The sequence below is a fragment of the Comamonas sp. BIGb0152 genome (assembly GCF_024809975.1).
GTDB lineage: Bacteria > Pseudomonadota > Gammaproteobacteria > Burkholderiales > Burkholderiaceae_C > Comamonas.
In genome coordinates, this window is record NZ_JANUDY010000007.1 from 208,077 (window position 1) to 230,651 (window position 22,575).

Sequence of the window (22,575 nt, forward strand, 5' to 3'; positions counted from 1 at the left end):
AAGCAGTATGGCGCAGCTAGGCCAGCGCTTCGGCGTCTTGCGGCTCCAGCTGCAACAGGTTGCCCACGGTGGCGCCGTAGTAGGTCGCCACACGTTTGCGCTGCTTGAGCACCGCCTTGTCCTTGCTCACCAGCAAGGCCTGGTGCTGGCTGGCCAGATCCAGAAAATGCTGGTCATCCGGGTCGGTGCAGCTAAAGCGGATCTTGGGGGCGGTAGCGACATACTGCACGGCGGCATCAAAGGCGGCCATCACGCCCTCGGCGGTCTTGCCGTAGTAGCTCACCCGGGGGGCGATCTGGCTGTAATGCAGCACCCGCTCCAACTCGATGCGCTGGGCCTCATCGGCAATCCAGCGCAGCGCCCCCTGGGCCACCAGCGTGCGGATCGGTGGGATATGCGGATCGTCAAAGATCAGCATATCGAGCACCACATTGGTGTCCAGCACCACCGGCCGGGGCAGCGGTCCGGCATAGCCTTCATTGCAGGAAGGCCACTTGAGAACGACCTTCACGCAGCGCTGCCGGGCCCGGCCTCGCCATGGCGCGGCTTGTGCGCGCCCTTGCTCATGTCAAAGCGGAACAAGCGGCATTCGATCGGGCCGTTCCACATGGGGGTGCGGCGCGATTCTTTCAGGCGCATCTTGCCGGGCAGCTTCAGATCAGGGGTCAGCAGCCAGGCGCTCCAGCCGCTGTAGTGCTTTTTCCAGTGGCTGGCCAGCTGGTTGAAGAACTCGCCCCCATCTTCGGTCTGCGCCGTCTCGCGCCCTGCGCGCTCGACCTGGCCCATGCGCTCGGCCGCATTGCGCCCGGCCGTGCCGGCCGCGGCAATACGCTCGCCATAAGGCGGGTTGAGCAGCATCATGCCGGGCTGCTCGCTGGGCGGCATGCGCTGCAGCGCATCGCCACCGCGCAGCTCGATGGTCTCGGCCACACCAGCGCGCTCGGCATTGCGCTGGGCAAAGTCGACCATGCGGAAGGAAATATCCGAGCCATAGATGCCCACCGGGCTTTGGGGCAGGATCTGGCGCTCGGCCTCGTCCAGCATCGCTTCCCAGACATGGCGCTGGAAGGGCACCAGCTTTTCAAACGCAAAGCGGCGCAGGATGCCGGCCGGAATCTTGCGCGCAATCTGGGCCGCCTCGATCAGCACCGTGCCGCTGCCGCAGCAGGGGTCGTAGAGCGGCTGCGGGTCGTCGCCATGCGGATCCCAGCCGCTGGCGGCAATCATCGCTGCGGCCAGGGTTTCCTTGAGCGGCGCATCGCCCTTGTCCTCGCGCCAGCCACGCTTGAACAGCGCCTCGCCCGAGGTATCGATATAGATGGTGGCGCCATCGGTGGTCAGGTGCAGGTGCACGCGCACATCGGGGTGGTGCGTCTCGACACTGGGGCGCACGCCATGGCGCCCCTCGCGAAAGCGGTCGGCGATGGCATCCTTGACGCGCAGCGCCGCAAAGTTCAGGCTGGTCAGCGGGCTGTGCTGCGAGGTGACCTCGATCTTGAAGGTCTCCTTGGGCGAGAACCAGATCTCCCAGGCCACCTCGCTGGCGGCCCGGTAGAGGTCGTTCTCGTTGCGGTACAGGCTGTGCGACAGCTCGATCAGCACGCGCTGGGCCAGCCGGCTGTGCAGGTTCAGCAGCAGCGCATCGCGCCACATGCCGCGCAGCATGACGCCGCCGCGCGCCACCAGCAGGTCTTGGCCGCTGGCGCCGGTGATGGCATGGACTTCGTCCGCCAAAAGGCCCTCGACGCCGGCGGCGCAGGGCAAAAACAAATGCAGTTGGTTCATAAGCAGGGGGGCAAGCATACGCGCTTGCCCCATTGTCTGCGCAAGCGCATGGGAATGTGGACTGTGCCAGTCCGCATTCTGCGGCCCGGCTCCCATAGCGCAGCCGTAACGGGTTGCTGGCTGCTATAGTCTGGCCCCAGAGCGGGCCGCAGCCCTCGGTGCAGCCGCCCTTCCCCTCCATACCTCAGAGAGAATGCGGATGCCCTTCCTTGGAGCCGGCGTACACGTCGTCATTGCGCTGTTTTTTGCGGTCCATGCGGTGCGCAGCGGCCAGAACAACTACTGGCTGTTTGTGCTGCTGGCCTTTCCCTTTCTGGGCAGCGTGGTGTATTTCTTCGCCATCTACCTGCCTAACTCGCGCCTGCAGCGCCATGCCCGCAGCCTGGCGAGCAACGCCGTCAAGGCGCTGGACCCCACCCGCGAGGTGCGCGAAGCCCAGGCCGCCTACGACTACAGTCCCACCGCACAAAACGAGATCCGCCTGGCCCAGGCTTTGCTGGCCAATGGCCAGGCCGAGCAGGCCTTCCATCACTTCCAGGCCAGCATGAAAGGTCCGTTTGCCAATGACCTGGAAATCCGCTGGGGCGCGGCACAGGCCGCCTACCAGGCCGGCCAGCCGCAGCAGGCGCTGCAGCAGCTGCGCGTGATTGCCCAGGCCGATGTGCAATTTCGGGCCGAGGCCGTGGGCCTGCTGGTGGCCAAAGCCTATGCCCAGCTGGGCGACCAGGAGATGGCCCGCAAGAGCTTTGACTTTGCGCGCCAACACTCGGGCAGCTTCGATGTGATGGCCGAGTACGCGATATGGGCCGCAGGCCAGGGTGACTGGCAGACGGCCAATGGCCTGCAAGCGGAGCTGAACAAGGCGATGACCCACTGGAGCAGCCAGCAGCGCCAGCTCAACCGTGAGATGCTGCAGCGCCTCAAGACCGCTTTCGCCGCCCAGCCCAAGTAAGCGCGCTGTCCTAGGACGGCTGCAATAGGCCTGCTGCCAGCAGGCCATCCCACACCCGCGCAGCCCTTGCCACACGCCGGTTTGCGCTTGCGCAGAACCGATGCACAGCACAGTCGCTAAAATCGCTGTCTATGGCAAAAATCATCGTTCTGGCCCTGGTGCTGCTTTTCTTGGGTTGCGGCCTCTACATGCACCTGCGTGGCAAGGTGCGGCACAAGCTGCTGCGCCAGCTGTTTGACCACTCCACCTTCACGGCGCCGTTCAATGTGTTCATGCTGATGTTCAGCAAGGTTCCGCGCACGCCCTATCTGCCGACCAGCACCTTCCCCGATCTGGCACCTTTGCAGGCCCACTGGCGCGAGATCCGCGAAGAGGCCATCGGCCTGCAGCAAGCCATGCAGATCAAGGCAGCGGCCAACAACGACGATGCGGGCTTTAACTCTTTCTTCAAGACCGGCTGGAAGCGCTTTTACCTCAAGTGGTACGGCCAGGCCCACCCCTCGGCGATGGAGCTGTGCCCCAAGACCAGTGCGCTGGTGCAGTCCATCCCCGGCATCAAGGCCGCCATGTTTGCCGAGCTGCCGCCCGGCGCCAAGCTCAACCTGCACCGCGACCCGTATGCGGGCTCGCTGCGCTACCACCTGGCGGTGCTGGCGCCCGATGATGACCGCTGCATGATCGAGGTCGATGGCACTGCCTACAGCTGGCGCGAGGGCGAAGGCGTGATCTTTGACGAGACCTATATGCACTGGGCCGAGAACCGGTCTGAGGGCAACCGCATCGTGCTGTTCTGCGATGTGGAGCGCCCGATGACCAATGGCTTTGCGCGGTGGCTCAACCGCTGGCTGGGCACGCATGTGGTGGCCGCTGCCAGCTCCCCCAACAACGAAGGTGATCCACGCGGCTTTATCAGCCGCATCTTCAAGATCTCGTTCTACATGGGCCAGTACCGCCGCCGCTTCAAGGCCTGGAACAAGACGGCCTACAAGTTCACCAAGTTCGGCCTGATGCTGGCCGCTCTGGCCTTGTTCATCTGGTGGCTGTGGCCGCAGTAAACCGGCACCCTCCACCAGCAGAAAACCGCAGTGCCCAGGCAGCTGCGGTTTTTTGATGGCGGCTGTGGCTTGGGCTACAGCGCCTTGCGCAAGCTTGCGGGCGGGATGCGCATGGCCTCGCGGTACTTGGCCACGGTGCGGCGCGCGCATTCAATGCCTTGGGCCTGCAGCAGATCGGCAATCTTTGCATCCGACAGCGGCTTCTTGGCGCTTTCCTCGTCCAGCAATTGCTTGATCAGCGCCTTCACGGCCGTGCTCGACGCACTGCCGCCGGTCTCGGTGCCCAGGCCCGAGCCGAAGAAGTACTTGAGCTCAAACGTGCCCTGGGGCGTGGCCATGTACTTGGCGGTGGTCACGCGGCTGATGGTGGATTCGTGCAGGCCCAGCTCGTCGGCAATCTCGCGCAGCACCATGGGGCGCATGGCCAGCTCGCCGTGGACAAAGAAATTGCGCTGGCGCTCGACGATGGCCTGTGAGACCCGCAAGATGGTGTCAAAACGCTGCTGGATGTTCTTGATGAACCAGCGCGCCTCCTGCAGCCGCTGCTGCAGCGCGCCATGGCCTTCGCTGCCCTTGTGGCTGCGCAAGGCGTTGGCATAGACATCCTGCACGCGCAGGCGCGGCATCACCTCGGCATTGAGCTGCACACTGAAACCGGGCACGGGCAAACCGCGCTCATTGCTGGGGCGCACGATGACATCGGGAATGATGGCATTGCGGTCCACATCAGCGTAAGGGCGGCCGGGCCGGGGTTCGAGCTTGGCAATCAGGGCCAGCGCACAGCGCACCGCTGCATCACTGCAGCCGGTCAATTGCATCAGCTTGCGCACATCGCGGCGCGCCAGCAGATCGAGCGATTCCTGGCAGACCAGCAAGGCGGTCTCCAGCGCCAGGGCATCGGCCTCAGGCGCGTCCGAGCCTTCTTCATCCAATAGGCGCTGCCGGGCCTTGATCTGCAGCACCATGCATTCGGACAGGTTGCGCGCACCAACACCAATGGGCTCCAGGCTTTGCAGGAGCCGCAAGGCCACGGTCAGGTGGTGCAGCAGGGCTTCGTAGCGCTCCGGATCGCTGGCGTCGCCAAAGCTTTGCGCCAGCTCGGCCAGGGTCTCTTCGAGGTAGCCCTCGTCGTTCAGCGATTCGATCAGAAAGTACAGCGCCGCCCGGTCTTCCGGGCACAGGCGCAAGGACAGGGCCTGGCGGTGCAGCACATCTTGCAAGCTGAGGTGTTCGGAGCGCCGGTCGGAAAGCGGTGACTCATCGTCGTCATCGCTGGCGCCGGCACTCGAGCGCGCGGGCAGATCACCGCCCCATTCTTCCCAGTCCGAGGCGGAGTCGCCGGTGGCCGCTTCGGCGTCCACGCCCGTCTCCTTGCCCGCGCCAAAATCCAGGGGCGAGTCCGCAGGACCCGCCTCAAAATCACTGGCGCTGCTGGCCAGCTCGGTGCTGGCGGGGGCTTCGCTGCTTTTTTCCGTGCGCTCTGCGGTGTCGGCTGTCTCCGCCGCCTCGCCAGGGCGCTCATCGGCGCTGCGCTCGGTCTCAGGCGGCTCGTCGCCGTCCCGCTCCAAGAAGGGGTTTTCGTCGAGCATCTGCTCGACTTCCTGCGTCAGCTCCTGCGTGGACAGCTGCAGCAGGCGAATGGATTGCTGCAGTTGGGGCGTGAGGGTCAGGCTCTGCGATACGCGCAGTGACAGCGAGGGCATCATGGCCGGGCTCCGGCGCCCACCTCGGCGCCCGCAGGCAGGCATGGCAGCACGTCCCAGCGGGGCTGGGCGGCATCGGGTCTGGCACGCCGTTGCGGGCGTGCGCTGTCACATGCGGAAGTGCTCACCCAGATAGACCCTCCGCACCTCGGCGTTCTCCACAATCTCTTGCGGCGTGCCTGCAGCCAGCACCTTGCCGTCGCTGATGATGCAGGCGTGGTCACAGATGCCCAGGGTTTCGCGCACATTGTGGTCGGTGATCAGCACGCCGATGCCGCGCTCTTTGAGGAAGGCGACAATGCGCTGGATCTCGATCACGGCGATCGGGTCGATACCGGCAAAGGGCTCGTCGAGCAAGATGAAACGGGGTTGGGTCGCCAGCGCGCGGGCGATCTCGACGCGGCGGCGCTCGCCACCGGACAAGGCCACCGAAGGCGATTCGCGCAAGTGCTCCACACGCAGCTCCTGCAGTAGCGCCGTCAGCTGGCGATCGACCTCGGCGCGCGGCAGGGACTTGCCCTGTTCGTCCTTTTGCAGCTCCAGCACGGCGCGCACATTGTCCTGCACGCTGAGCTTGCGAAAGATCGATGCCTCTTGCGGCAGATAAGACAGGCCCAGTTGCGAGCGCTGGTGGATCGGCATATTGGCCACCGACTGCCCATCGATGCGGATATCGCCGCCATCGCTACGCACCAGGCCCACGATCATGTAGAACGAGGTGGTCTTGCCGGCACCATTGGGGCCCAGCAAACCCACCACCTCGCCTTTGCGCACCGACAGCGACACATCCTTGACCACCTTGCGGCTGCCATAGGATTTCTCGAGGTGCAACACCTCCAGCTGGCTGCGCTGGTCGCTGTTGGCGACGCGGGCATTGACGGAAATGGTCGAGGAGTTCTCTGCCACGGTTACTTGGCTCCGTCGTTCAATTGGGTGGCGGGGCGCAATGGCGTCTTGTCATCGGCGGCAGGCTTGGGCGGGGTGCTGGCCTTGTCGTCGGCCTTGGGCGTCAGAATCACGCGCACACGGCCGTTTTTCGCAGCACCTGGCTTGGGATCGCTGGCCTGGGCACCCTTCTGGCCGACCACGGTGAAGGTGTCGGTCAGGTTGTTGTAGGTGATCAGCGGGCCACTGACCTGGTCGGTCAAGGTGGTCTCGCGGTAGCGCCGCAGCTCGCCACGGCGCTCAAAATGCACGGTGTCATCGCGGCCGTTATAGGTGATGACCTCGCCTTCGCCTTCGACAAATTCGTCGGGCGCGCCGGGCGCGGAATCGCGCTTTTGGCGGAAAAAGGCCAGCTTGCCCGGGGCCGCCGTCACCACGCCGTGCTGGAAGCCATCGCGGTCCTGGCTCACGGTCAGATGGGCGCCACGGATGATGATGGTGCCCTTGGTCACCACCACATTGCCCGTGAAGACGCTGGTCTGCTTGAGTTCATCGTGGCGGCCATCGTCCGCCTCAATGTTCATGGGCTTGGTGCGGTCAGCACGCTCGGCGTGCGACAACAGCGGCACTACCAGCGCCGCTGCTACCAACAAGGATGTAAAAATACGGTGTCTCATAAAGGCATGAATCTTGCTCTGCCCCATTGTAGCCATGCTGGGGCGTTGAACCGTTTGAAGCACAAAAAAGCCCGCGTTGGCGGGCTTCATCGCAAGCGTTGGGCGCGTCCGCTCAACCCTGGGCAGCCAGGAACTCGACAACCTGCAGCACATTGCCCATCGAGCCGGCACGGGTGCCGTCGGTGTAGTACTTGCCAGCAACGCCCAAGGATGGCACACCTTCGACGCCATAGGACTCTTGCAGCTGGGTGGCCTTGCGCACTTGACCAGCCACGCTGAAAGAATTGTAGGCTTCCTTGAACTTGGCCAGGTTCACGCCGTTCTTGTCCATCCAGGCGAAGATCTCGTCGTCCTTGTTCAGGCGCTGGCGCTCCACATGGATGGCGCGGAAGACCTTGACATGCACGTCAGGGATCAGACCCATGGACTCCAGCGCAAAGTAGATCTTTTGCTGGGGCACAAAGGTGTTGTTGAAGGCCACGGGCACGCGGCGGATCTGCAGGTTCTTGGGGGCGGTCTTGGCCCAGGCTTCAAACTGCGGCTCGAAGGCATTGCAGTGCGGGCAGCTGTACCAGAAGAACTCAATGACCTCGACCTTGCCAGCGGGCACATCGGGGGTGACCGGCTTGGCCAGCTTGATGTAGTCCTTGCCTTCCTTGAACTTGGCTTGCGCGTTGGCGCCGGTGGCGAAAGGCAGGCTCAGTGCGGAAGCAGCGGTAGCGGAAGCCGCCAAAGTGGAAAACTCACGACGTTTCATGTTTTGTTAACTCCAGTGACAAGTTGCGGTTAGGAGTGCCCTGTACCGCCAAAAGTTCAACGCTGTACGCGAACGATTTGCGCGTCCACGCCGGCGCCATCGAGCTTGCCTTTGAGGCCGTCGGCATCATCGCGCTTGTTGAATGGGCCTACGCGCACCCGGTATACCGTGCGGCCGTTGACTTCGCGCTCACTGACGCGGGCTTCCCAGCCCATCATCGCCAGCTTGGCGCGCTGTGCATCGCCATCGGTCTGGGTGCGGAAGGCACCGGCCTGCACAAAGTACTGGAAGCCGTCGGTGCCATCGGCACTGCGCGACTTGGCCAGGTCTCCCAGCGGGTCAGCGCCCTGGCCGGCCTTGGGGTCCAGCTTGGCGACCTGGGTCTTGTCTGCAGGCTTGTCAGCGGGCTTGGCCGGATCGGGCAGCACCACTTCAGGCTTGGCAGGCTTGTTCTCCACCGGCGGGCTGGCGTTGTCGGCCACCGTGCGCGGCGGCTCGGGCACCACCACCCCTTGCGCTGCCGGTGCGGCTGCAGCCGGCGCACGCGCTGGGTTCTTGCCGTACAGCGGCGAGTTCGGGTCCCAGTTCTGGTTGCGCTGCGCCTCGGCCTTGTCCTTGGCCTCGCCCTTGACGCCACCTTTGTTGACAAACGGCACCGGCACATTGGTGACGTAAACGGCCACGGCCAAAGCCGCGCCCACGCCCACCAGCAGCCCCAGGATCAGCCCCAGGATGGTTCCACCACGTTGATGTCGTCGCATTGCAGTTATTACCTTTTTTCGCAAAATCACATGCGCTCTGGGGCGCTCACACCCAGCACAGCCAGGCCATTGCGCAACACCTGCGCGACCGCTGCCACGAGTGCCAGACGGGCCAGTTTGGTGGCTTCGTCATCCACCAAGATACGCTCTGCATCATAGTAGCTGTGGTAAGCGGAAGCCAGATCGCGCAGATAGAACGTAACATCGTGCGGCGCATTGCCGTCGGCGGCGTTGGTCAGCATCTCGGGGTACTGGGCCAGCATCTGCATCAGCGCCTGGGCCTGGGGGCCCTGCAGCGCACTCAGATCCACACCGGACAAGGCCGGCAGGCCAGCGCCGCCCTGCTCTTGCCAGCCGCGCAGCACCGAGCAGATGCGCGCATGGGCGTACTGCACGTAGAACACCGGGTTGTCGTTGTTCTGGGCCACGGCCAGGTCCACATCGAAGGTGTACTCGGTATCGGGCTTGCGCGAGAGCAGGAAAAAGCGCACGGCATCCTTGCTGGTCCACTCGATCAGGTCGCGCAAAGTCACATAGCTGCCCGCGCGCTTGCTGATCTTGACCTCTTCACCGCCCCGCACCACGCGCACCATGGTGTGCAGCACGTAGTCGGGATAGCCCTTGGGGATGCCGACGTTCACGGCCTGCAGGCCGGCGCGCACGCGGGCGATGGTGCCGTGGTGGTCCGTGCCCTGGATGTTGACGGCCTTGCCGTAGCCACGCAGAAACTTCTGCGTGTGGTAGGCCACATCGGGCAGGAAGTAGGTGTAGGTGCCATCGGACTTGCGCATCACGCGGTCCTTGTCGTCACCAAAGTCGGTGGTGCGCAGCCACAGCGCGCCATCTTGCTCGTAGGTGTGGCCGCTGGCGATCAGGCGTTGGACAGTCTCGTCCACATGGCCGTTCTGGTACAGGCTCGATTCGAGGTAGTACTCGTCGAACTTCAGGTTGAAGGCCTGCAGGTCCTTGTCCTGCTCGTTGCGCAGGTAGGCCACCGCAAAATTGCGGATGTTGTCGTAGTCCTCGACATCGCCATTGGCGGTGAACGCGCGGTCATCGGCCTTGATGGTCTGCTTGGCCAGGAAGGCCTGGGCAATGTCGCCGATGTAGTCGCCGTTGTAGAAGTTCTTGGCCAGTGGATTGTCGCTGTCGGTGGGCCAGCAGTCGTCACCGGGCTTGAAGCCCTTGGCGCGCAGCTGCGTGCTCTTGGTCAGGGTGTCGATCTGCACGCCTGCGTCGTTGTAGTAAAACTCGCGGTGCACGGCCCAGCCCTGGGTGGCGTAGAGGCTGCAGATGGCATCGCCCAGCGCGGCTTGGCGGCCGTGGCCCACGTGCAGCGGGCCGGTGGGGTTGGCCGAGACGAACTCGACAATGATTTTCTCGTCGCGCTGCGGCTGCATGCCAAAGCGCTCAGCCTCAGCCAGCACTTCCTGCACCACCTGCTGCTTGGCAGCGGGCTTGAGGCGCAGGTTCAAAAAGCCGGGGCCGGCGATCTCGATCGCAGCCACCCACTGCGCAAAGACGGGCGATGCCTCCAGCGCCGCCTTGAGCTGCTCGCCCAGTGCACGGGGATTGGCCTTGAGCGGTTTGGCCAGCTGCATGGCGGCGGTGACGGCAAAGTCACCGTGCGCGGCGACCTTAGGGGTTTCAAAGGCCGCGCGGCTACCGGCGCCAGGGGACAATGTATCGAGCTCGGCAGCAAGCACTGCGAGCAAATCTTTTTTGACTTGCAACATATTTGAAACTTAGACGAAGCAGTTACCAGCGCCAGGCCGGTTTACCAGCCCCGGGCATAAAACACGGCGACGGCGGCGATCACGGGAATCAGATGGGCTTGCCACATGACCCATTTGCGCGTGGCGCGCACCTCGGCGTCCCCAGGCAAAGCGCCATTGTCGCGCAATTGACGTAACCAGCGGCGGAACACGGCTGTCGGCTTGAGCGACAGCACCACGCCCACGACCACCAAGCTCATCTTCAGGTGAAACAGCGGCTGGCTGACATACCAGGTCACCCCCTTGGCACCCAGAAACAGGCGCAGCAGGCCGGTGGCCAGCACCGCCACCGCCGCAAAGGCATAGACCAGGTCCAGGCGCGCGAGGCGCTGCACCACGGCCGCATTCATCCATTCAGAACGACACAGCGCCGCCTGGCTGGAGAGAAAAACCACCATCGTCAACAAAGCCAGCAAATGCAGGCAGGACAGAACTGCTTCCAAGGTCATCGTGTTACTCCGTTTTTTTCCAGAAATCCGCGCGCTCGTAGTGCTGCTTGACGAAATCGATCCACAAGCGCACCCGCAGCGGCAGGTGTTTGCGCTGCTGAAACATCACATAAATGCCATTGGGCGGTGCAGCAAAATCCTCCAGCACCTCCACCAGTCGGCCCGCGGCAATCTCGGCCTCTACTTCCCAGGTGCTGCGCCAGGCAATGCCCCAGCCCTGCTGGCACCAGTCATGCAGCACCTGGCCGTCTGAGCAATCCAGCGGCCCTCCGGGCTTGAGGTAGACCACCTCGCTGGCGCCTGCTGCGGCCGGCATGCGAAAGGCCCAGCCCCGCGTTTGGGAGGCCTCGCTCGACAAGGTCAGGCAGTCATGCTGGCTCAGCTCACTGGGGTGGCGGGGAATACCCCGGCGACGCAGGTACTCCGGCGTGGCCACGCACAGGCGCCGGTTGTCGGCCACCCGCACACTCACCAGCGATGAATCGGGCAGATCGCCAACACGGATGGCACAGTCATAGCCCTCGCCGGCCAGGTCCACCAGGCGGTCGCTCAGGTTCAGCGAGACGCTCACCTCGGGGTGGCGTGCATGGTAGAGCGGCAGCAGGGGCGCCACATGGCGGCGGCCAAAACCGGCAGGCGCGGTGATCCGCAAATGCCCTGTCGCCTTGATGCCCCCGGCGCTGACGCTGGCCTCCACACTGGCCAGCTCCGCGAGCAGACGCTGGCAGTCCTCTAAAAAGGCCGTGCCTTCATAGGTCAAGGTCAGCTTTCGGGTAGTGCGCACCAGCAGCTTGACGCCCAAGCGCTCTTCCAGCGCATCGAGCCGGCGGCCCATGATGGCCGGGGCCACGCCTTCGGCCTTGGCTGCAGCGGTAAGGCTGCCGCGCGAGGCAATGGCGACAAAGGATTCGAGCTGCTTGAGGCGGTCCATACCAGAACACAGAAAAGATGCAAAGCCAGCGCTGCAACGCCTGTGCGACGCGCTCGTTGGGCAACAGCCTATTATCATCGGGGCACCCGCCGGGCGGGCGCTTGAAAGCGCATATCCCGCTGCGGCATCCTTGACAGCTGCCATTTTCCCGCGCTCCCTCCCCTATGCCGCCAGCTCCCACGCCGTCTCCCAGCACCTCCTCCAGCGCCGATGCGCTCTGGTTTGCCCCCGCACAGCTGCTGCGCCTGTTCGGCAGCAGCCCCGTCGCCATGGCCTACTGGGGCCGCGACCAGCGCCTGCGCCTGGCCACGCCGCAGTGGTGCGAATGGTTTGGTGTGCCGGCCACCGGCATCGTCGGCCAGCAGCTGGACGAGGCCTTGCCACCCGACTTTGCCCAGCAGCACCTGCAGGCGCTGCACAACGCCGCCCAAGGCCAGCGCCAGCAGTTCGACACCTGCAAAACCGATGTGCACGGCCAGATCGCCTGGCGCCGCGTCAGCCTCTCGCCCCACCTCTGGCCCGCCGCCAACGGCAGCAAAAGCAGCCAGGGCACCTTGATGCTGATGCAGGACTGCAGCGCTGAATACGCCCATGCCGCCCAAGCCGATGCCCTGCGCGCGCAGCTGGCAGCCCTGTCCTCCACCGACCTGGAGCGCACCGAAGAAAAAGGCGAGCTGCTCAAACTGCGCACCTTGCTGGACTGGCGCACGGCCATGCTGGCCGAGCACAGCGAGATGCTGCAGCTGCTCTCGCATGAGATTCGCCAACCGCTGAACAACGCATCGGCCGCCATGCAGGCGACCATGTCCGCCATAGCCGACCTGCAGCTGAGCCAGACCACCCCGGCCACCAAGGCCTTGCTGCGCGCCGAGCATGTGCTCCAACAGGTCATCGGCACCCTGGACAACACCTTGGCGGCCGGCACCATCTTGGCCGTGGGCGGGCGCGCGGGCGCATCGTCGGATACCGATCTGCCCACCCTGGTCAACCTGGTACTGCATGACATTGCCGCCGACGCCCGGCCCCGCATCCAGGTGGTCTGGGATGCCGAGGCCCGCACGGTGCAACTGCACCCGGCCCTCATGCGGCTGACCATTCGCAACCTGCTCAACAACGCGCTCAATTACGCCCCGGCAGACAGCCCGGTGCTGCTGCGCCTGGCCGACTGCGACGACCCGCTGGCGCTTATCATCGAAGTGATCGATGCAGGCCCCGGCATCCCCGAGGCATTGCGACCGCGCCTGTTCGACAAAGGCACGCGCGGCACCGAGCACCGCCACCGGGCCGGTGCGGGCCTGGGCCTGTTCATTGTGCGTTCGGTGGTGCAACTGCACCAGGGCACGGTGCAGGCCTTGCCGCGCCAGCCACACGGCACCATCATGCGCATAGAGCTGCCCCAAGGACTCGATGACTAGACACCCACGGAGGCGCCTGGCGCCCGCACCCTGCCCCTGCAGAAGCGCCCCGCCCGCTCAGCGCGACCCCGCTCGGCGCGCCCCGCTCGGCACGCCCGCTTCTCAGGCCTTTTGACCGACCGCTTACTTCCACGGATACACCATGCTTCCCGCCACGCTCGCCCTGGTCGACGATGACCCCGAATACAGCGAATTTCTGGCCCAACACTTGCGCAACCAGGGTGTTCAGGTTCAGGTCTACAGCGACAGCAGCGACCTGCTCGCCGACATCGAGCCCTACCGCTTTGATTTCTATGTGCTGGACCTGATGCTGCCCGGCGTCAACGGCACCGAGCTGCTGCGCATACTGCGCAAACGCAGCCAGGCAGGCGTGCTCATCGTCTCGGGCCGGCTGGGGCCGGAGGTGTTTGCCGAAGTCATCAACGCCGGCGCCGACATGTATTTGACCAAGCCCGTAACCTTTGAGCAGGTGGAGCTGGCCGTGCGCGCTGTGCACCGCCGCATCATGACCACCGCCCAGATCGCCACGGCCTGGAAACTCGACAGCCACCGCAGCCTGCTGATGGCGCCCGACGGCCAGAGCGTCGATCTGAGCCCCACCGACCTGATGCTGATGCAGTGCTTTCTCAAGGCCCAGGGCGCCGTCGTAGGCCGCGACCAGATCCGCGAGCTGCTGGGCTACCCGACCGCCACCGAGTCCGACAACAGCCTGCACGCCACCATCTACCGCCTGCGCCGGCGCATTGAAAAAGCCACGCCGCTGGCGGTGCCGCTGCAATCCCAGCAAAAAGTGGGCTACCAGTTCCGCGCGCCGCTGGTGTCGGCCTGAGCGGCTGGCGCAGCGCAGGCGGCCTGCCCCCAGCACGTTTCAGGCGCAAAAAAACGGGCCAGCAGGCCCGTTCGTCGATGGCGCCAGCGCGCAATCACATGCTCATGTTCGATTCCACATCGGCCACCTTGCGGCGCGCCAGCGCCAGGTTGGAGCGGGCCTTGTCCAGCACGTAGTAGACGAAGATGCCGGCCAGCTTCTGCGATGGGCGAATGAGGTGGTACTGCTTGCCCAGCGTGATCAGAATGTCGTCGATGTTGTCGTTCAGGCCCAAGGCCTTCATCGTCTTCATCTTGGCGCGCACCACTTCGGTGTTGCCGGCAGCCGCCAGTTCCATGTCCACGCCGCTGCCTACGCTGCCCAGCATCATGCCGCTGCTGTAGTCCACCACGGCAGCGCACAGGGCACCGTCCATCGTCATGAGCTCGTTCAAGCTGTCGTTCAGATTTGCCATATCTACTCCAATCTATGTGACCTAGATCAACCACTACCACCTTATAAAGGTATAGATGATTCTAATAAGTCACTTCTGATCAAAGCAATCATTCCCTGCACACGGCTGTCACCCACGGCGGACAAAAAGACATGGGAAGCTGCGATTTAGATAGCGCACTTGCTTGTACTGGCTTGATAAATCGCCAAAAGCAGGTACGACCATATGCCCTGGAAATCGTAACAAAGCGTATGTTATTTACGACGCAAACGCCGCATCACCGTCCCGCCAAAGCAGGTGGTGAGGCGGCGCAGGCGCTGCAGCAGTGCTGGCCCGGGGGCCAGCCCGGCATTACATGGTCATTGCGCTTTCGACGTCGGTGACCTTGCGGCGTGCCAGCGCCAGGTTGGCGCGTTTGTTGTCCAGCACGTAGTACACAAAGATGCCGGCCAGGCGCGAGCAAGGGCGGATGATGTGGTACTGCTTGCCCAGGGTGATGAGGATGTCGTCGATGTTCTCGTTCAGGCCCAGGGCCTTGATGGTCTTCATCTTGGCGCGCACCACTTCGGTGTTGCCGGCAGCGGCCAGTTCCATGTCCACGCCCGTGCCGGCGCTCGCCAGCATCATGCCGCTGTTGTAATCCACAACCGCTGCGCACAAAGCGCCGTCCAGAGACATCAGATCATTCAAGCTGTCGGTCAAATTCGCCATGGAACACTCCTGAGAAAGACGGAGGCTCGTGGAAAATTACCGCACCCCGTTGAAAATGATTGTATCTGATCAGATCTGATTTTTATCAAGCTTTGTGCGCTTTTTCTGACGGGATGCCGCATTTCGGCAACGGTTGTGCTATGCGCGCAGTAGCAGCGCATCCATCAGCCGCGCCTCCAGCGTGGCCTGATATATAGATATGACGAACAAGATCATTCAAAGAGTCGAAGCAACTCTCCCGCACAAGGCGCTAGCAGCCCTTGATTACATCCATAAAAGTCATATATCAAAGTGTTTTTAATGGATTGATTGCCATGAGGGGTATGGAATAAAGTGTGCTGATGGGTGCGCCCGCGCGCCTGCACTTGTTAAGTATTGAAAGGTAGACACCATGACTGAACGCACCACCGTCCACGGCCTGCAAGTGGCCAATGCCCTGTACGACTTTGTGAACACCGATGTCCTGCCCGGCACCGGTGTCGAGCCCGCTGCGTTCTGGCAAGGCTTTGCGGCCGTCGTCAACGACCTGGCCCCCAAGAACGCCGCCTTGCTGGCCGAGCGCGACCGCCTGCAAACCGAGCTGGACAGCTGGCACAAGGCCCACCCCGGCCCGATCACCGACATGCCGGCCTACCGCGCGTTTCTGACCCAGATCGGCTACCTGGTCGAACAGCCCCAGGACGTGAAGGCCAGCACCGAAAACGTGGACTCCGAGCTGGCCGTGCAAGCTGGCCCCCAGCTGGTGGTGCCCATCCTCAACGCCCGCTACGCGCTCAATGCGGCCAATGCCCGCTGGGGCTCGCTGTATGACGCGCTCTATGGCACCGATGTGATCAGCGAAGACGGCGGCGCAGAAAAGGGCAAGGGCTACAACCCCGCGCGCGGCGCCAAGGTCATCGCCTTTGCCCGCCAGTTCCTCGACCAGGCAGCGCCGCTGGCCCAGGGCTCGCATGCCGATGCCACCGGCTACAGCGTCGAAGGCGGCCAACTGGCCGTCTCGCTCAAGGACGGCAGCAAGACCGGCCTGCAGGATGCCGCCAAGTTCGTTGGCTACCAAGGCGATGCCGCCGCGCCCACGTCGGTGCTGCTGAAGAACCATGGCATCCATATCGACATCATCGTCAACAAGGCCACCCCCATTGGCAGCAGCGATGCGGCTGGTGTGTCTGACGTGGTGCTGGAAGCGGCGCTGTCCACCATTCTCGACCTGGAAGACTCGGTCGCGGCCGTGGACGCCGAAGACAAGGTCAACGGCTATGCCAACTGGCTGGGCATCCTCAAGGGCAGCCTGACCGAGTCCTTCGACAAGGGCGGCAAGACGGTGACCCGTGGCCTCAACCCCGACCGCGAGTACACGGCAGCCAATGGCGACCGGCTCAAGCTCCATGGCCGCTCGCTGATGTTCTTGCGCAATGTCGGCCACCTGATGACCAACCCCGCCATCCTCTGGGGCGCAGAGAGCCAAGAGATCCCTGAAGGCATCATGGACGCGGTGGTCACTACCGCCATCGCCATGCACGACCTGCAGGGCAAGGCCGCCCAGGGTATCCGCAACAGCCGCACCGGCAGTGTCTACATCGTCAAGCCCAAGATGCACGGCCCCGCTGAAGCGGCCTTTGCCAACGAGCTGTTTGGCCGTGTCGAGCAGATGCTGGGCCTGCCGGCCAACACCGTCAAGCTGGGCATCATGGACGAAGAGCGCCGCACCACGGTGAACCTGAAAGCCGCCATTGCCGCAGCACCGGCACGCGTGGCCTTTATCAACACCGGCTTTCTGGACCGCACCGGCGATGAAATGCACACCGCCATGTACGCCGGCCCCATGGTGCGCAAGGCCGACATGAAGACCTGTGCCTGGCTGCCCGCCTATGAAAAGAGCAATGTGCTGGTGGGCCTGAGCATGGGCCTGCGCGGCCGCGCGCAGATTGGCAAGGGCATGTGGGCCATGCCCGACCTGATGAAGGCCATGCTGGAGCAGAAGATTGCCCAGCCCAAGGCCGGCGCCAATACCGCCTGGGTGCCCTCGCCCACCGGCGCCACCCTGCATGCGCTGCACTACCACCAGGTGAATGTGGCCGAGGTGCAAAAGGAGCTGGAAAAGACCAGCGCCGACACTGAGCGCGACAATCTGCTCAACGCCATCTTGCAAGTGCCCGTGGCCACCAACCCGAACTGGAGCGACGCCGAGAAGCAGCAGGAAGTGGACAACAACGTGCAGGGCATTCTGGGCTATGTGGTGCGCTGGATCGACCAGGGCGTGGGCTGCTCCAAGGTGCCCGACATCCACAACGTGGGCCTGATGGAAGACCGCGCCACCTTGCGCATCTCCAGCCAGCACATTGCCAACTGGCTGCAGCACGGCATCGTGACCGAGGCCATGGTGCGTGACAGCTTCGCCCGCATGGCCAAGGTGGTCGATGGGCAGAACGCCGGTGACGCCGCCTACAAAAGCCTGGTGGCCAACCCCCAGGGCGCTGCATTCCAGGCGGCACTGGACCTGGTGTTCAAGGGCAAGGCGCAACCCTCTGGCTACACCGAGCCCCTGCTCCACGCCTGGCGCCTGAAGGTCAAGGCCGGCGCCTAAAAATCGCGCCCCAAGGGTGCCAGGCCCAGCGCTTGGCCGACCCGCCACACACCGAGAGCAGTCCCCAGGGGCTGCTCTCTTTTTTATGGCAACTCGGCTAGCCTGGCTCTGCGCCCGCCCACTTTGGGTGGGCTTTTTTACTTATTCGTAAAAACAAACCACAAAGGTAAAGCACATCGCCAAATTGCAGGTGTTTGTAAAGAATGCTCGACGCATTTATCAAATTTATAAGCTCTTTTGTAATCCGCTTGTTACGCACATATTGTTTTTCTATAGGCAAATTATTAAAACCAAATCTACTTGCTACCAAATATTTCCCATGTCATGAAATATTCATGATTCACCCGGTTTCATATCGTCATCTCTCTGCACCCGTCAGCAGTTAAAAACACGCCTTAGCAAGTTTTCGTCTATCGGCAAGGAGATATTGACCATGGGCCATCAATCCATTCCCCATCACCCACCGACCTTGGTGCATGCGTTGGCAGCACCGCGCCACCTGCTGCTGTGGGCGGGCTTGTGCCTGAGTGCCTCGGTACTCGCACAGAACAACCAGCAAGTCGTGGTCAATGGCGGCGTGGTCAATATCTCCGGCCCGGCAGCGCATGCGGTGATGAATATCTCATCGAACAAGAACATACGGCACATACGCGGCAACAACCAGGTGACCTCGGTCAATGGCGTGGTCGCGAACATGGCCAGTTTCGGCGCCTACAGCGAACTGAATATTGCCTCGCGCAATGGCGGCGTCGGCAGCGGCAGCCAGGTCGTCTCGGTCGGTGGGCCCGTGGTCAATCAGGCCACCGGCGCCGGCATGCGCAGCGTAGTGAACATTGGCGGACGGTAGCAGGGCGCCATGCTGCTGCACGTTGATGAACGGTTCGGTTTCTCCGACATGGGGAGCTGACTGCAGAGGTGCATACACAGTAAATGCACCATATTCTTTCAGTAAAGAGGAGATTTTTATGAAGAAGTTTTTCGCAGTTCTGGTTTCGGTTTCCGCTATCGCCCTGTCCGCACAAGCGGAAGTCAAGATCAAAGGCAACAATGACCAGAAGGTCACCGTGAAAAACGGCGCAGTGGCCAATATGGCCATTGGCGCCGGTGCCACGGCCAAGCAAAACCTGGCCTCCAACAAAGGCAATGTGAATATCGGTGGCAATAACAAGCAAGAAGTCTCGGTCACCAACGGTGCTGTCGCCAATATGGCCATCGGCGCGATGACCAAGGCCGAGCAGAACCTCGCCTCCAACGACGGCAAGTAATCCCCCACCCTTCATCAGCGCTGGCCACAGAATGCGCACACAGCGCATTCTCTGGTCAGCCACTCAAAAAAAGATCCTCTGCAAAGCCTTCGCCTCGGGACAGGGATGCGGCCGCATTCAAACCCGGGCAGGGCGTTGTGCAGAGGGTTGCTCAAGGAGACTGCGCATGAAAGCCAGCTATGTCGGAGTATGGGTTCTCTGCCTGCTAAGCGCCGCAGCGCAGGCGCAACAAAAGCCGCCTGCAGGCCGCAGCGGGCTCGATCCGGCCTCGCGCAACAAAGTCAGCAACGCCATGGCCCGCAACTACCTGACGGAGCAGGACTCCCGCTCCACCATCGAACGGGAAATGGTCACCGGCCCTTCGGGCAAGAACTGCAACACCAGCGTCGGTGCGGCGCCGCAGATCAATGAAGGCACTGCCGGCATCGGCAACCGCTATGGCGCAGGCAATGCCGACCAGGTGACCGTCGTACGAGGCTCCGTGATCAACATCTGCAAATAAGCGTGGTGAACACAACCCTTGATACCTCGTTGCCAAGCCTTGTCGTACGTTTGATCAACCTCTGCAAATAAACACGATGGTTTCTGTGCCAGAGACTGAAAACTCTGCGCCGCCACCCCGGGACGAGGGAGCCCGGCAGGACGCTGGCCACAGCGGCAACTCCGCCGCAGGCGCAGCCCCACCATCGCCATAACGAATAACCACCATGCACCTTTCATCGATTCGCCGCCTGGCCCTCGCGCCCTGCGTGCTGGCCTTGTCTGCCTGCAGCATCCAGCCCACCCTGTCCGACCGCAAGGACATCATCGAAAAAGGCATCACCGAACAGTCGCCCCTGGTCACGCCCACCAAATCCGCATCGGCCATGCGCGAAGGCCTGGCCTGCATGGACCGCATGCTGGCCGCCGAGCAGGTGCCCTCCACCCTGGTCGCGGTCAAGAGCATCCCCGATCCCTCGGGGCTCTTCTCCACCGGCACCAAGGAGATGGTGATCACCGCGCTGTCGCGCATGTCGCGCACCAGCCAGGCGTTCCGGGTGGTGGACTATGAAATCGATGCCCTCAAGCAGGACACCGTGCAGACGATGACCAGCCTGCTGCTCAACAACGGCCAGATCGAGCTGCGCAAGCCGCAGATCTACGTCTCGGGCGCCATCAGCTTTGGCGACAAGACGGTGGTCTCCAAGCGCAGCAGCCTGGGGGTCTCCACCGCCAGCACCGACACCGGCTACAGCTGGGACTTGCTGGGCACGGTCGTCGGCCTGGATCTGCACCTGGGCGATATGAACTCCCGCACGCTCTACCCCGGCCTGGATTCGGCCAATGAGCTGGTGGTCGCCACCGGCGGCCGCTCGGTCGAGATTGGCGGGCGCGCCACCGGCCTGCCCAAGCACATCTACCGCCTGGGTGTGCAGTACGAAGTGGCTGCCGACGTGAACCAGGGCGCGGGCGCCGCCGTGCGCCTGCTGGTCGATCTGGCCACCATCGAGCTGGTGGGCAAATGGGCCAAGGTGCCGTACTGGGAATGCATTGACTACGAGCAGAACCACCCCGAGTTCAAGCGCCAGATGCGCACCTGGTTTGACGAGCAAGGCGCTGCCGACCGCATCAACCTGGCCCAGCGCGTGCTGCAGGCCGAAGGGGCCTGGAACGGCCCCATCGATGGCACGGACTCCACTGCGCTGCGCAATGCACTGGCGCTCTACCAGGCATCGCTGGATCTGACCCCCGTAGGTGTCGTCAATTTCGAGACCTATATGGGCTTGCTGCGCCTGTATGCCGGCATGTCGGCCGATGACAAGATCGCCTCCAGCTACTCGCCGCAAAGCAATGCGCTGCAGCCGCGCCCCCACGGCCTGCCTGACAACGAAACCACCAGCGATGCACTGACCCTGTCCCTGCTCGGCCACAAGGAATCATTGCTGCCGGTGGGCAGCTCGGTGGTGCTGCGCGTGGCACCGGTGCGCACCGGCTTTCTCTACTGCTACTACCAAGATGCCGCCCAGGTGGTCACCCAGGTCTACCCCAACCCGCAGCAGCAGGCGGTGGTGGCCCAGGGCCGCATGGGCCTGATGGTGCCCGATGTATCGCAGGCCAACTCCTTCCTGATCGAGACGGCCCGCCCCGGGGTGGAGCAGGTCTACTGCGCCCAAACCGCCAAGCCGCTGACCGGCCGCGTGCCTGTGGCGCTGACCCAGGCCCAGCTCGCCCCCATCGAAGGGGTGAGTACCATCGAGGCCGTGCAGCAGCAGATCGCCGCGCAGACCGGCGTCATCGCCCAGTCGCAGCTGCGCTGGGAGGTGGAAGGCCCCGTCGCCGTGGTCCCCGCCCCGCCCGCCGCACCGGCGCGGCGCGGAAAGCAACGATGAAGTGCCTTGTTCGCACCAGCCGCCTGGCTGGCATCGCCACCCTTGCCAGCGGGCTGCTGCTGCAGGCCTGCGCCAGCTGGGCCGCCATTGTGCTGCCCTCCGCCGGGCCCGGCGATGCCGGCAGCAGCCAGGCGCCAGCGGCGCCCGCCTCCGGCTCTTCGATACGCATGCCGGCACAGCGCAGCGATGCCAGCTTGCAGGCCCTGCGCCAGCAAGCGCAGGAAGGCCAGAGCAGCGCCCAGTTCGAGCTGGGCATGTACTACTACCAGAACGCCGGCCTGCCCCAAGCCGGGGCCCAGGCCCGCCAGTGGCTGGGCCAGGCCGCGGCGCAAGGCGATGCGCGGGCCATGGCTGCGCTGGGCTATATGCTGGGCACCGGCACCGGCGGTGTGCGCGATGTACCCCTTGGCCGCCAGTGGCTGCAGCGCGCCGCCGATGCCCAGCTGGGCAAGGCCACCTACCTGCTGTCCCTGGTTGAACGCAAGGTCACCGGCCCCAAGGCCATGCAGCAGGCCCGTTTGCTGCTGGAGCAGGCCGCGCGCGATGGCGATGCCATGGCGCTCAATGACCTGGGCGTGGAGCGCGAGCTGGAAGGCCGCATGAACGACGCCAAGGAGCTGTATGCCCAAGCCCAGGCCAAAGGCAGCCAGACGGCGGCACAGAACCTGGGCCGCATCGCCAGCTACCAGCGCGCCAACACCTCCGAGCAACTCGCCCGGCTGCGCGCCCGCGCCGATGAAGGCAATGCCAATGCACTGCTGGAGCTGGCCTACCGCTACCACCTGGGGCGCGGCGTGCAGCGCAATTTCGCCACCGCCATCCAGTACTACCGGCGCGCCGCCGATGCGGGCTCATCCAAGGCCCGCGAGTTTCTGGCGCTGATCTTCAGCCGCAGCAACGACAAGCAGCCGGTGATTGACGAGGCATGGATGCAAGAGCTGGCCGCGCGCATCAATGCCGTTGCCTTGCAGGTCGAAGAAAAGCACCCCAGCGCCCCGCCCGACCGCCCCCAACGCGTGGCTGACCCGCTCGCCCAACTGAGCCAGCAGCCCTTTGCCTGGCCGCAGGCGCCTGCAAGCGATGCAGATGCAGATGCCAACGTCTCGATGGATACCAACAGCCCACCGCTCTCGCAGGAGCAGGTGGCGCCCAACGAGGGGGTTCCCGTTCCCGCGCATGCCCCGCGCATGCCGCCCTCCAACCTCAGCCACAACGCGCCGCTGTCCCCGTAGCGCAAGA

Annotated in this window: 22 protein-coding genes; 10 read left to right on the forward strand and 12 right to left on the reverse strand. The window is 63.8% G+C overall.

The features are described from left to right. Nucleotides 1-16: 16 nt before the first annotated feature. Nucleotides 17-511 carry a putative toxin-antitoxin system toxin component, PIN family gene (locus M2375_RS15335; protein WP_259168690.1) on the reverse strand — a complete coding sequence of 165 codons (495 nt, stop codon included), beginning with the start codon at nt 509-511 and terminating at the stop codon, nt 17-19. Further along, nucleotides 508-1,785: a class I SAM-dependent RNA methyltransferase gene (locus M2375_RS15340; RefSeq protein ID WP_259168691.1), complete on the reverse strand. Its 1,278-nt coding sequence runs from the start codon at nt 1,783-1,785 to the stop codon at nt 508-510. Before M2375_RS15340 ends, M2375_RS15335 begins: the two co-directional genes overlap by 4 nt. Nucleotides 1,786-1,984: 199 nt before the next feature. Here M2375_RS15340 and M2375_RS15345 point away from each other — a divergent pair, with 199 nt between their 5' ends. Together M2375_RS15345 and M2375_RS15350 are read left to right on the forward strand one after the other, a co-directional pair. After that, complete coding sequence (locus M2375_RS15345; RefSeq protein ID WP_259168692.1) at nt 1,985-2,737, forward strand: hypothetical protein; 753 nt, start codon at nt 1,985-1,987, stop codon at nt 2,735-2,737. Nucleotides 2,738-2,868: 131 nt separating this feature from the next. Next, nucleotides 2,869-3,792, forward strand: coding sequence for an aspartyl/asparaginyl beta-hydroxylase domain-containing protein (locus M2375_RS15350; RefSeq protein ID WP_259168693.1), 924 nt, complete (start codon nt 2,869-2,871; stop codon nt 3,790-3,792). 74 nt (nt 3,793-3,866) lie between these two features. Here the strand turns inward: M2375_RS15350 and rpoN are convergent, their stop codons facing one another. The 8 genes from rpoN to M2375_RS15390 form a co-directional block, all read right to left on the reverse strand. Further along, a complete protein-coding gene (rpoN, locus tag M2375_RS15355) occupies nt 3,867-5,498 on the reverse strand; it encodes an RNA polymerase factor sigma-54 (RefSeq protein ID WP_259168694.1) in 1,632 nt (543 codons plus the stop codon). Between the two features lie 105 nt (nt 5,499-5,603). Then, a complete protein-coding gene (lptB, locus tag M2375_RS15360) occupies nt 5,604-6,380 on the reverse strand; it encodes an LPS export ABC transporter ATP-binding protein (RefSeq protein WP_404979335.1) in 777 nt (258 codons plus the stop codon). A 23-nt stretch (nt 6,381-6,403) separates the two neighbouring features. Beyond that, nucleotides 6,404-7,057 (reverse strand): lipopolysaccharide transport periplasmic protein LptA, encoded by a 654-nt coding sequence (lptA, locus tag M2375_RS15365; RefSeq protein ID WP_259168697.1) that lies wholly within the window; start codon nt 7,055-7,057, stop codon nt 6,404-6,406. A 112-nt stretch (nt 7,058-7,169) separates the two neighbouring features. Next, on the reverse strand, nt 7,170-7,814 hold the full coding sequence (locus M2375_RS15370) for a thiol:disulfide interchange protein DsbA/DsbL (protein WP_259168698.1): 645 nt from the start codon (nt 7,812-7,814) through the stop codon (nt 7,170-7,172). 56 nt (nt 7,815-7,870) lie between these two features. Next, nucleotides 7,871-8,575 (reverse strand): SPOR domain-containing protein, encoded by a 705-nt coding sequence (locus M2375_RS15375; RefSeq protein WP_259168699.1) that lies wholly within the window; start codon nt 8,573-8,575, stop codon nt 7,871-7,873. 26 nt (nt 8,576-8,601) lie between these two features. Further along, a complete protein-coding gene (gene argS, locus M2375_RS15380) occupies nt 8,602-10,311 on the reverse strand; it encodes an arginine--tRNA ligase (RefSeq protein ID WP_259168700.1) in 1,710 nt (569 codons plus the stop codon). A gap of 41 nt (nt 10,312-10,352) precedes the next feature. Further along, complete coding sequence (locus tag M2375_RS15385; RefSeq protein ID WP_259168701.1) at nt 10,353-10,799, reverse strand: DUF2214 family protein; 447 nt, start codon at nt 10,797-10,799, stop codon at nt 10,353-10,355. Nucleotides 10,800-10,803: 4 nt separating this feature from the next. Then, nucleotides 10,804-11,730: a LysR family transcriptional regulator gene (locus M2375_RS15390; protein WP_259168702.1), complete on the reverse strand. Its 927-nt coding sequence runs from the start codon at nt 11,728-11,730 to the stop codon at nt 10,804-10,806. Between the two features lie 164 nt (nt 11,731-11,894). On the opposite strand from M2375_RS15390, the gene M2375_RS15395 reads away from it, so the two are divergent. Both M2375_RS15395 and M2375_RS15400 read left to right on the forward strand, forming a co-directional pair. Then, nucleotides 11,895-13,145 carry a PAS domain-containing sensor histidine kinase gene (locus tag M2375_RS15395; protein WP_259168703.1) on the forward strand — a complete coding sequence of 417 codons (1,251 nt, stop codon included), beginning with the start codon at nt 11,895-11,897 and terminating at the stop codon, nt 13,143-13,145. Between the two features lie 142 nt (nt 13,146-13,287). Next, nucleotides 13,288-13,974 (forward strand): response regulator transcription factor, encoded by a 687-nt coding sequence (locus M2375_RS15400; protein WP_259168705.1) that lies wholly within the window; start codon nt 13,288-13,290, stop codon nt 13,972-13,974. Nucleotides 13,975-14,068: 94 nt separating this feature from the next. On the opposite strand, the gene M2375_RS15405 is transcribed toward M2375_RS15400, so the two are convergent. Together M2375_RS15405 and M2375_RS15410 are read right to left on the reverse strand one after the other, a co-directional pair. Then, nucleotides 14,069-14,428 carry a hypothetical protein gene (locus M2375_RS15405; RefSeq protein WP_259168706.1) on the reverse strand — a complete coding sequence of 120 codons (360 nt, stop codon included), beginning with the start codon at nt 14,426-14,428 and terminating at the stop codon, nt 14,069-14,071. A 330-nt stretch (nt 14,429-14,758) separates the two neighbouring features. Continuing rightward, nucleotides 14,759-15,118 carry a hypothetical protein gene (locus M2375_RS15410; RefSeq protein ID WP_116926246.1) on the reverse strand — a complete coding sequence of 120 codons (360 nt, stop codon included), beginning with the start codon at nt 15,116-15,118 and terminating at the stop codon, nt 14,759-14,761. A gap of 391 nt (nt 15,119-15,509) precedes the next feature. Here M2375_RS15410 and M2375_RS15415 point away from each other — a divergent pair, with 391 nt between their 5' ends. The 6 genes from M2375_RS15415 to M2375_RS15440 all read left to right on the forward strand — a co-directional run bounded on the left by M2375_RS15415 (nt 15,510) and on the right by M2375_RS15440 (nt 22,568). Continuing rightward, complete coding sequence (locus tag M2375_RS15415) at nt 15,510-17,702, forward strand: malate synthase G (protein ID WP_259168708.1); 2,193 nt, start codon at nt 15,510-15,512, stop codon at nt 17,700-17,702. A gap of 433 nt (nt 17,703-18,135) precedes the next feature. Then, on the forward strand, nt 18,136-18,549 hold the full coding sequence (locus M2375_RS15420; RefSeq protein WP_259168709.1) for a hypothetical protein: 414 nt from the start codon (nt 18,136-18,138) through the stop codon (nt 18,547-18,549). A gap of 118 nt (nt 18,550-18,667) precedes the next feature. Then, the gene (locus M2375_RS15425) at nt 18,668-18,967 is read left to right on the forward strand and encodes a hypothetical protein (protein WP_259168710.1); all 300 of its coding nucleotides are present in this window, start codon (nt 18,668-18,670) and stop codon (nt 18,965-18,967) included. 166 nt (nt 18,968-19,133) lie between these two features. Further along, nucleotides 19,134-19,469, forward strand: a complete 336-nt coding sequence (locus M2375_RS15430; protein WP_259168711.1) for a hypothetical protein — start codon at nt 19,134-19,136, stop codon at nt 19,467-19,469. A 205-nt stretch (nt 19,470-19,674) separates the two neighbouring features. Beyond that, complete coding sequence (locus M2375_RS15435) at nt 19,675-21,336, forward strand: DUF4384 domain-containing protein (RefSeq protein ID WP_259168712.1); 1,662 nt, start codon at nt 19,675-19,677, stop codon at nt 21,334-21,336. After that, complete coding sequence (locus tag M2375_RS15440; RefSeq protein ID WP_259168714.1) at nt 21,333-22,568, forward strand: tetratricopeptide repeat protein; 1,236 nt, start codon at nt 21,333-21,335, stop codon at nt 22,566-22,568. The genes M2375_RS15435 and M2375_RS15440 overlap by 4 nt, the downstream gene beginning before the upstream one ends. Nucleotides 22,569-22,575 lie beyond the last annotated feature (7 nt).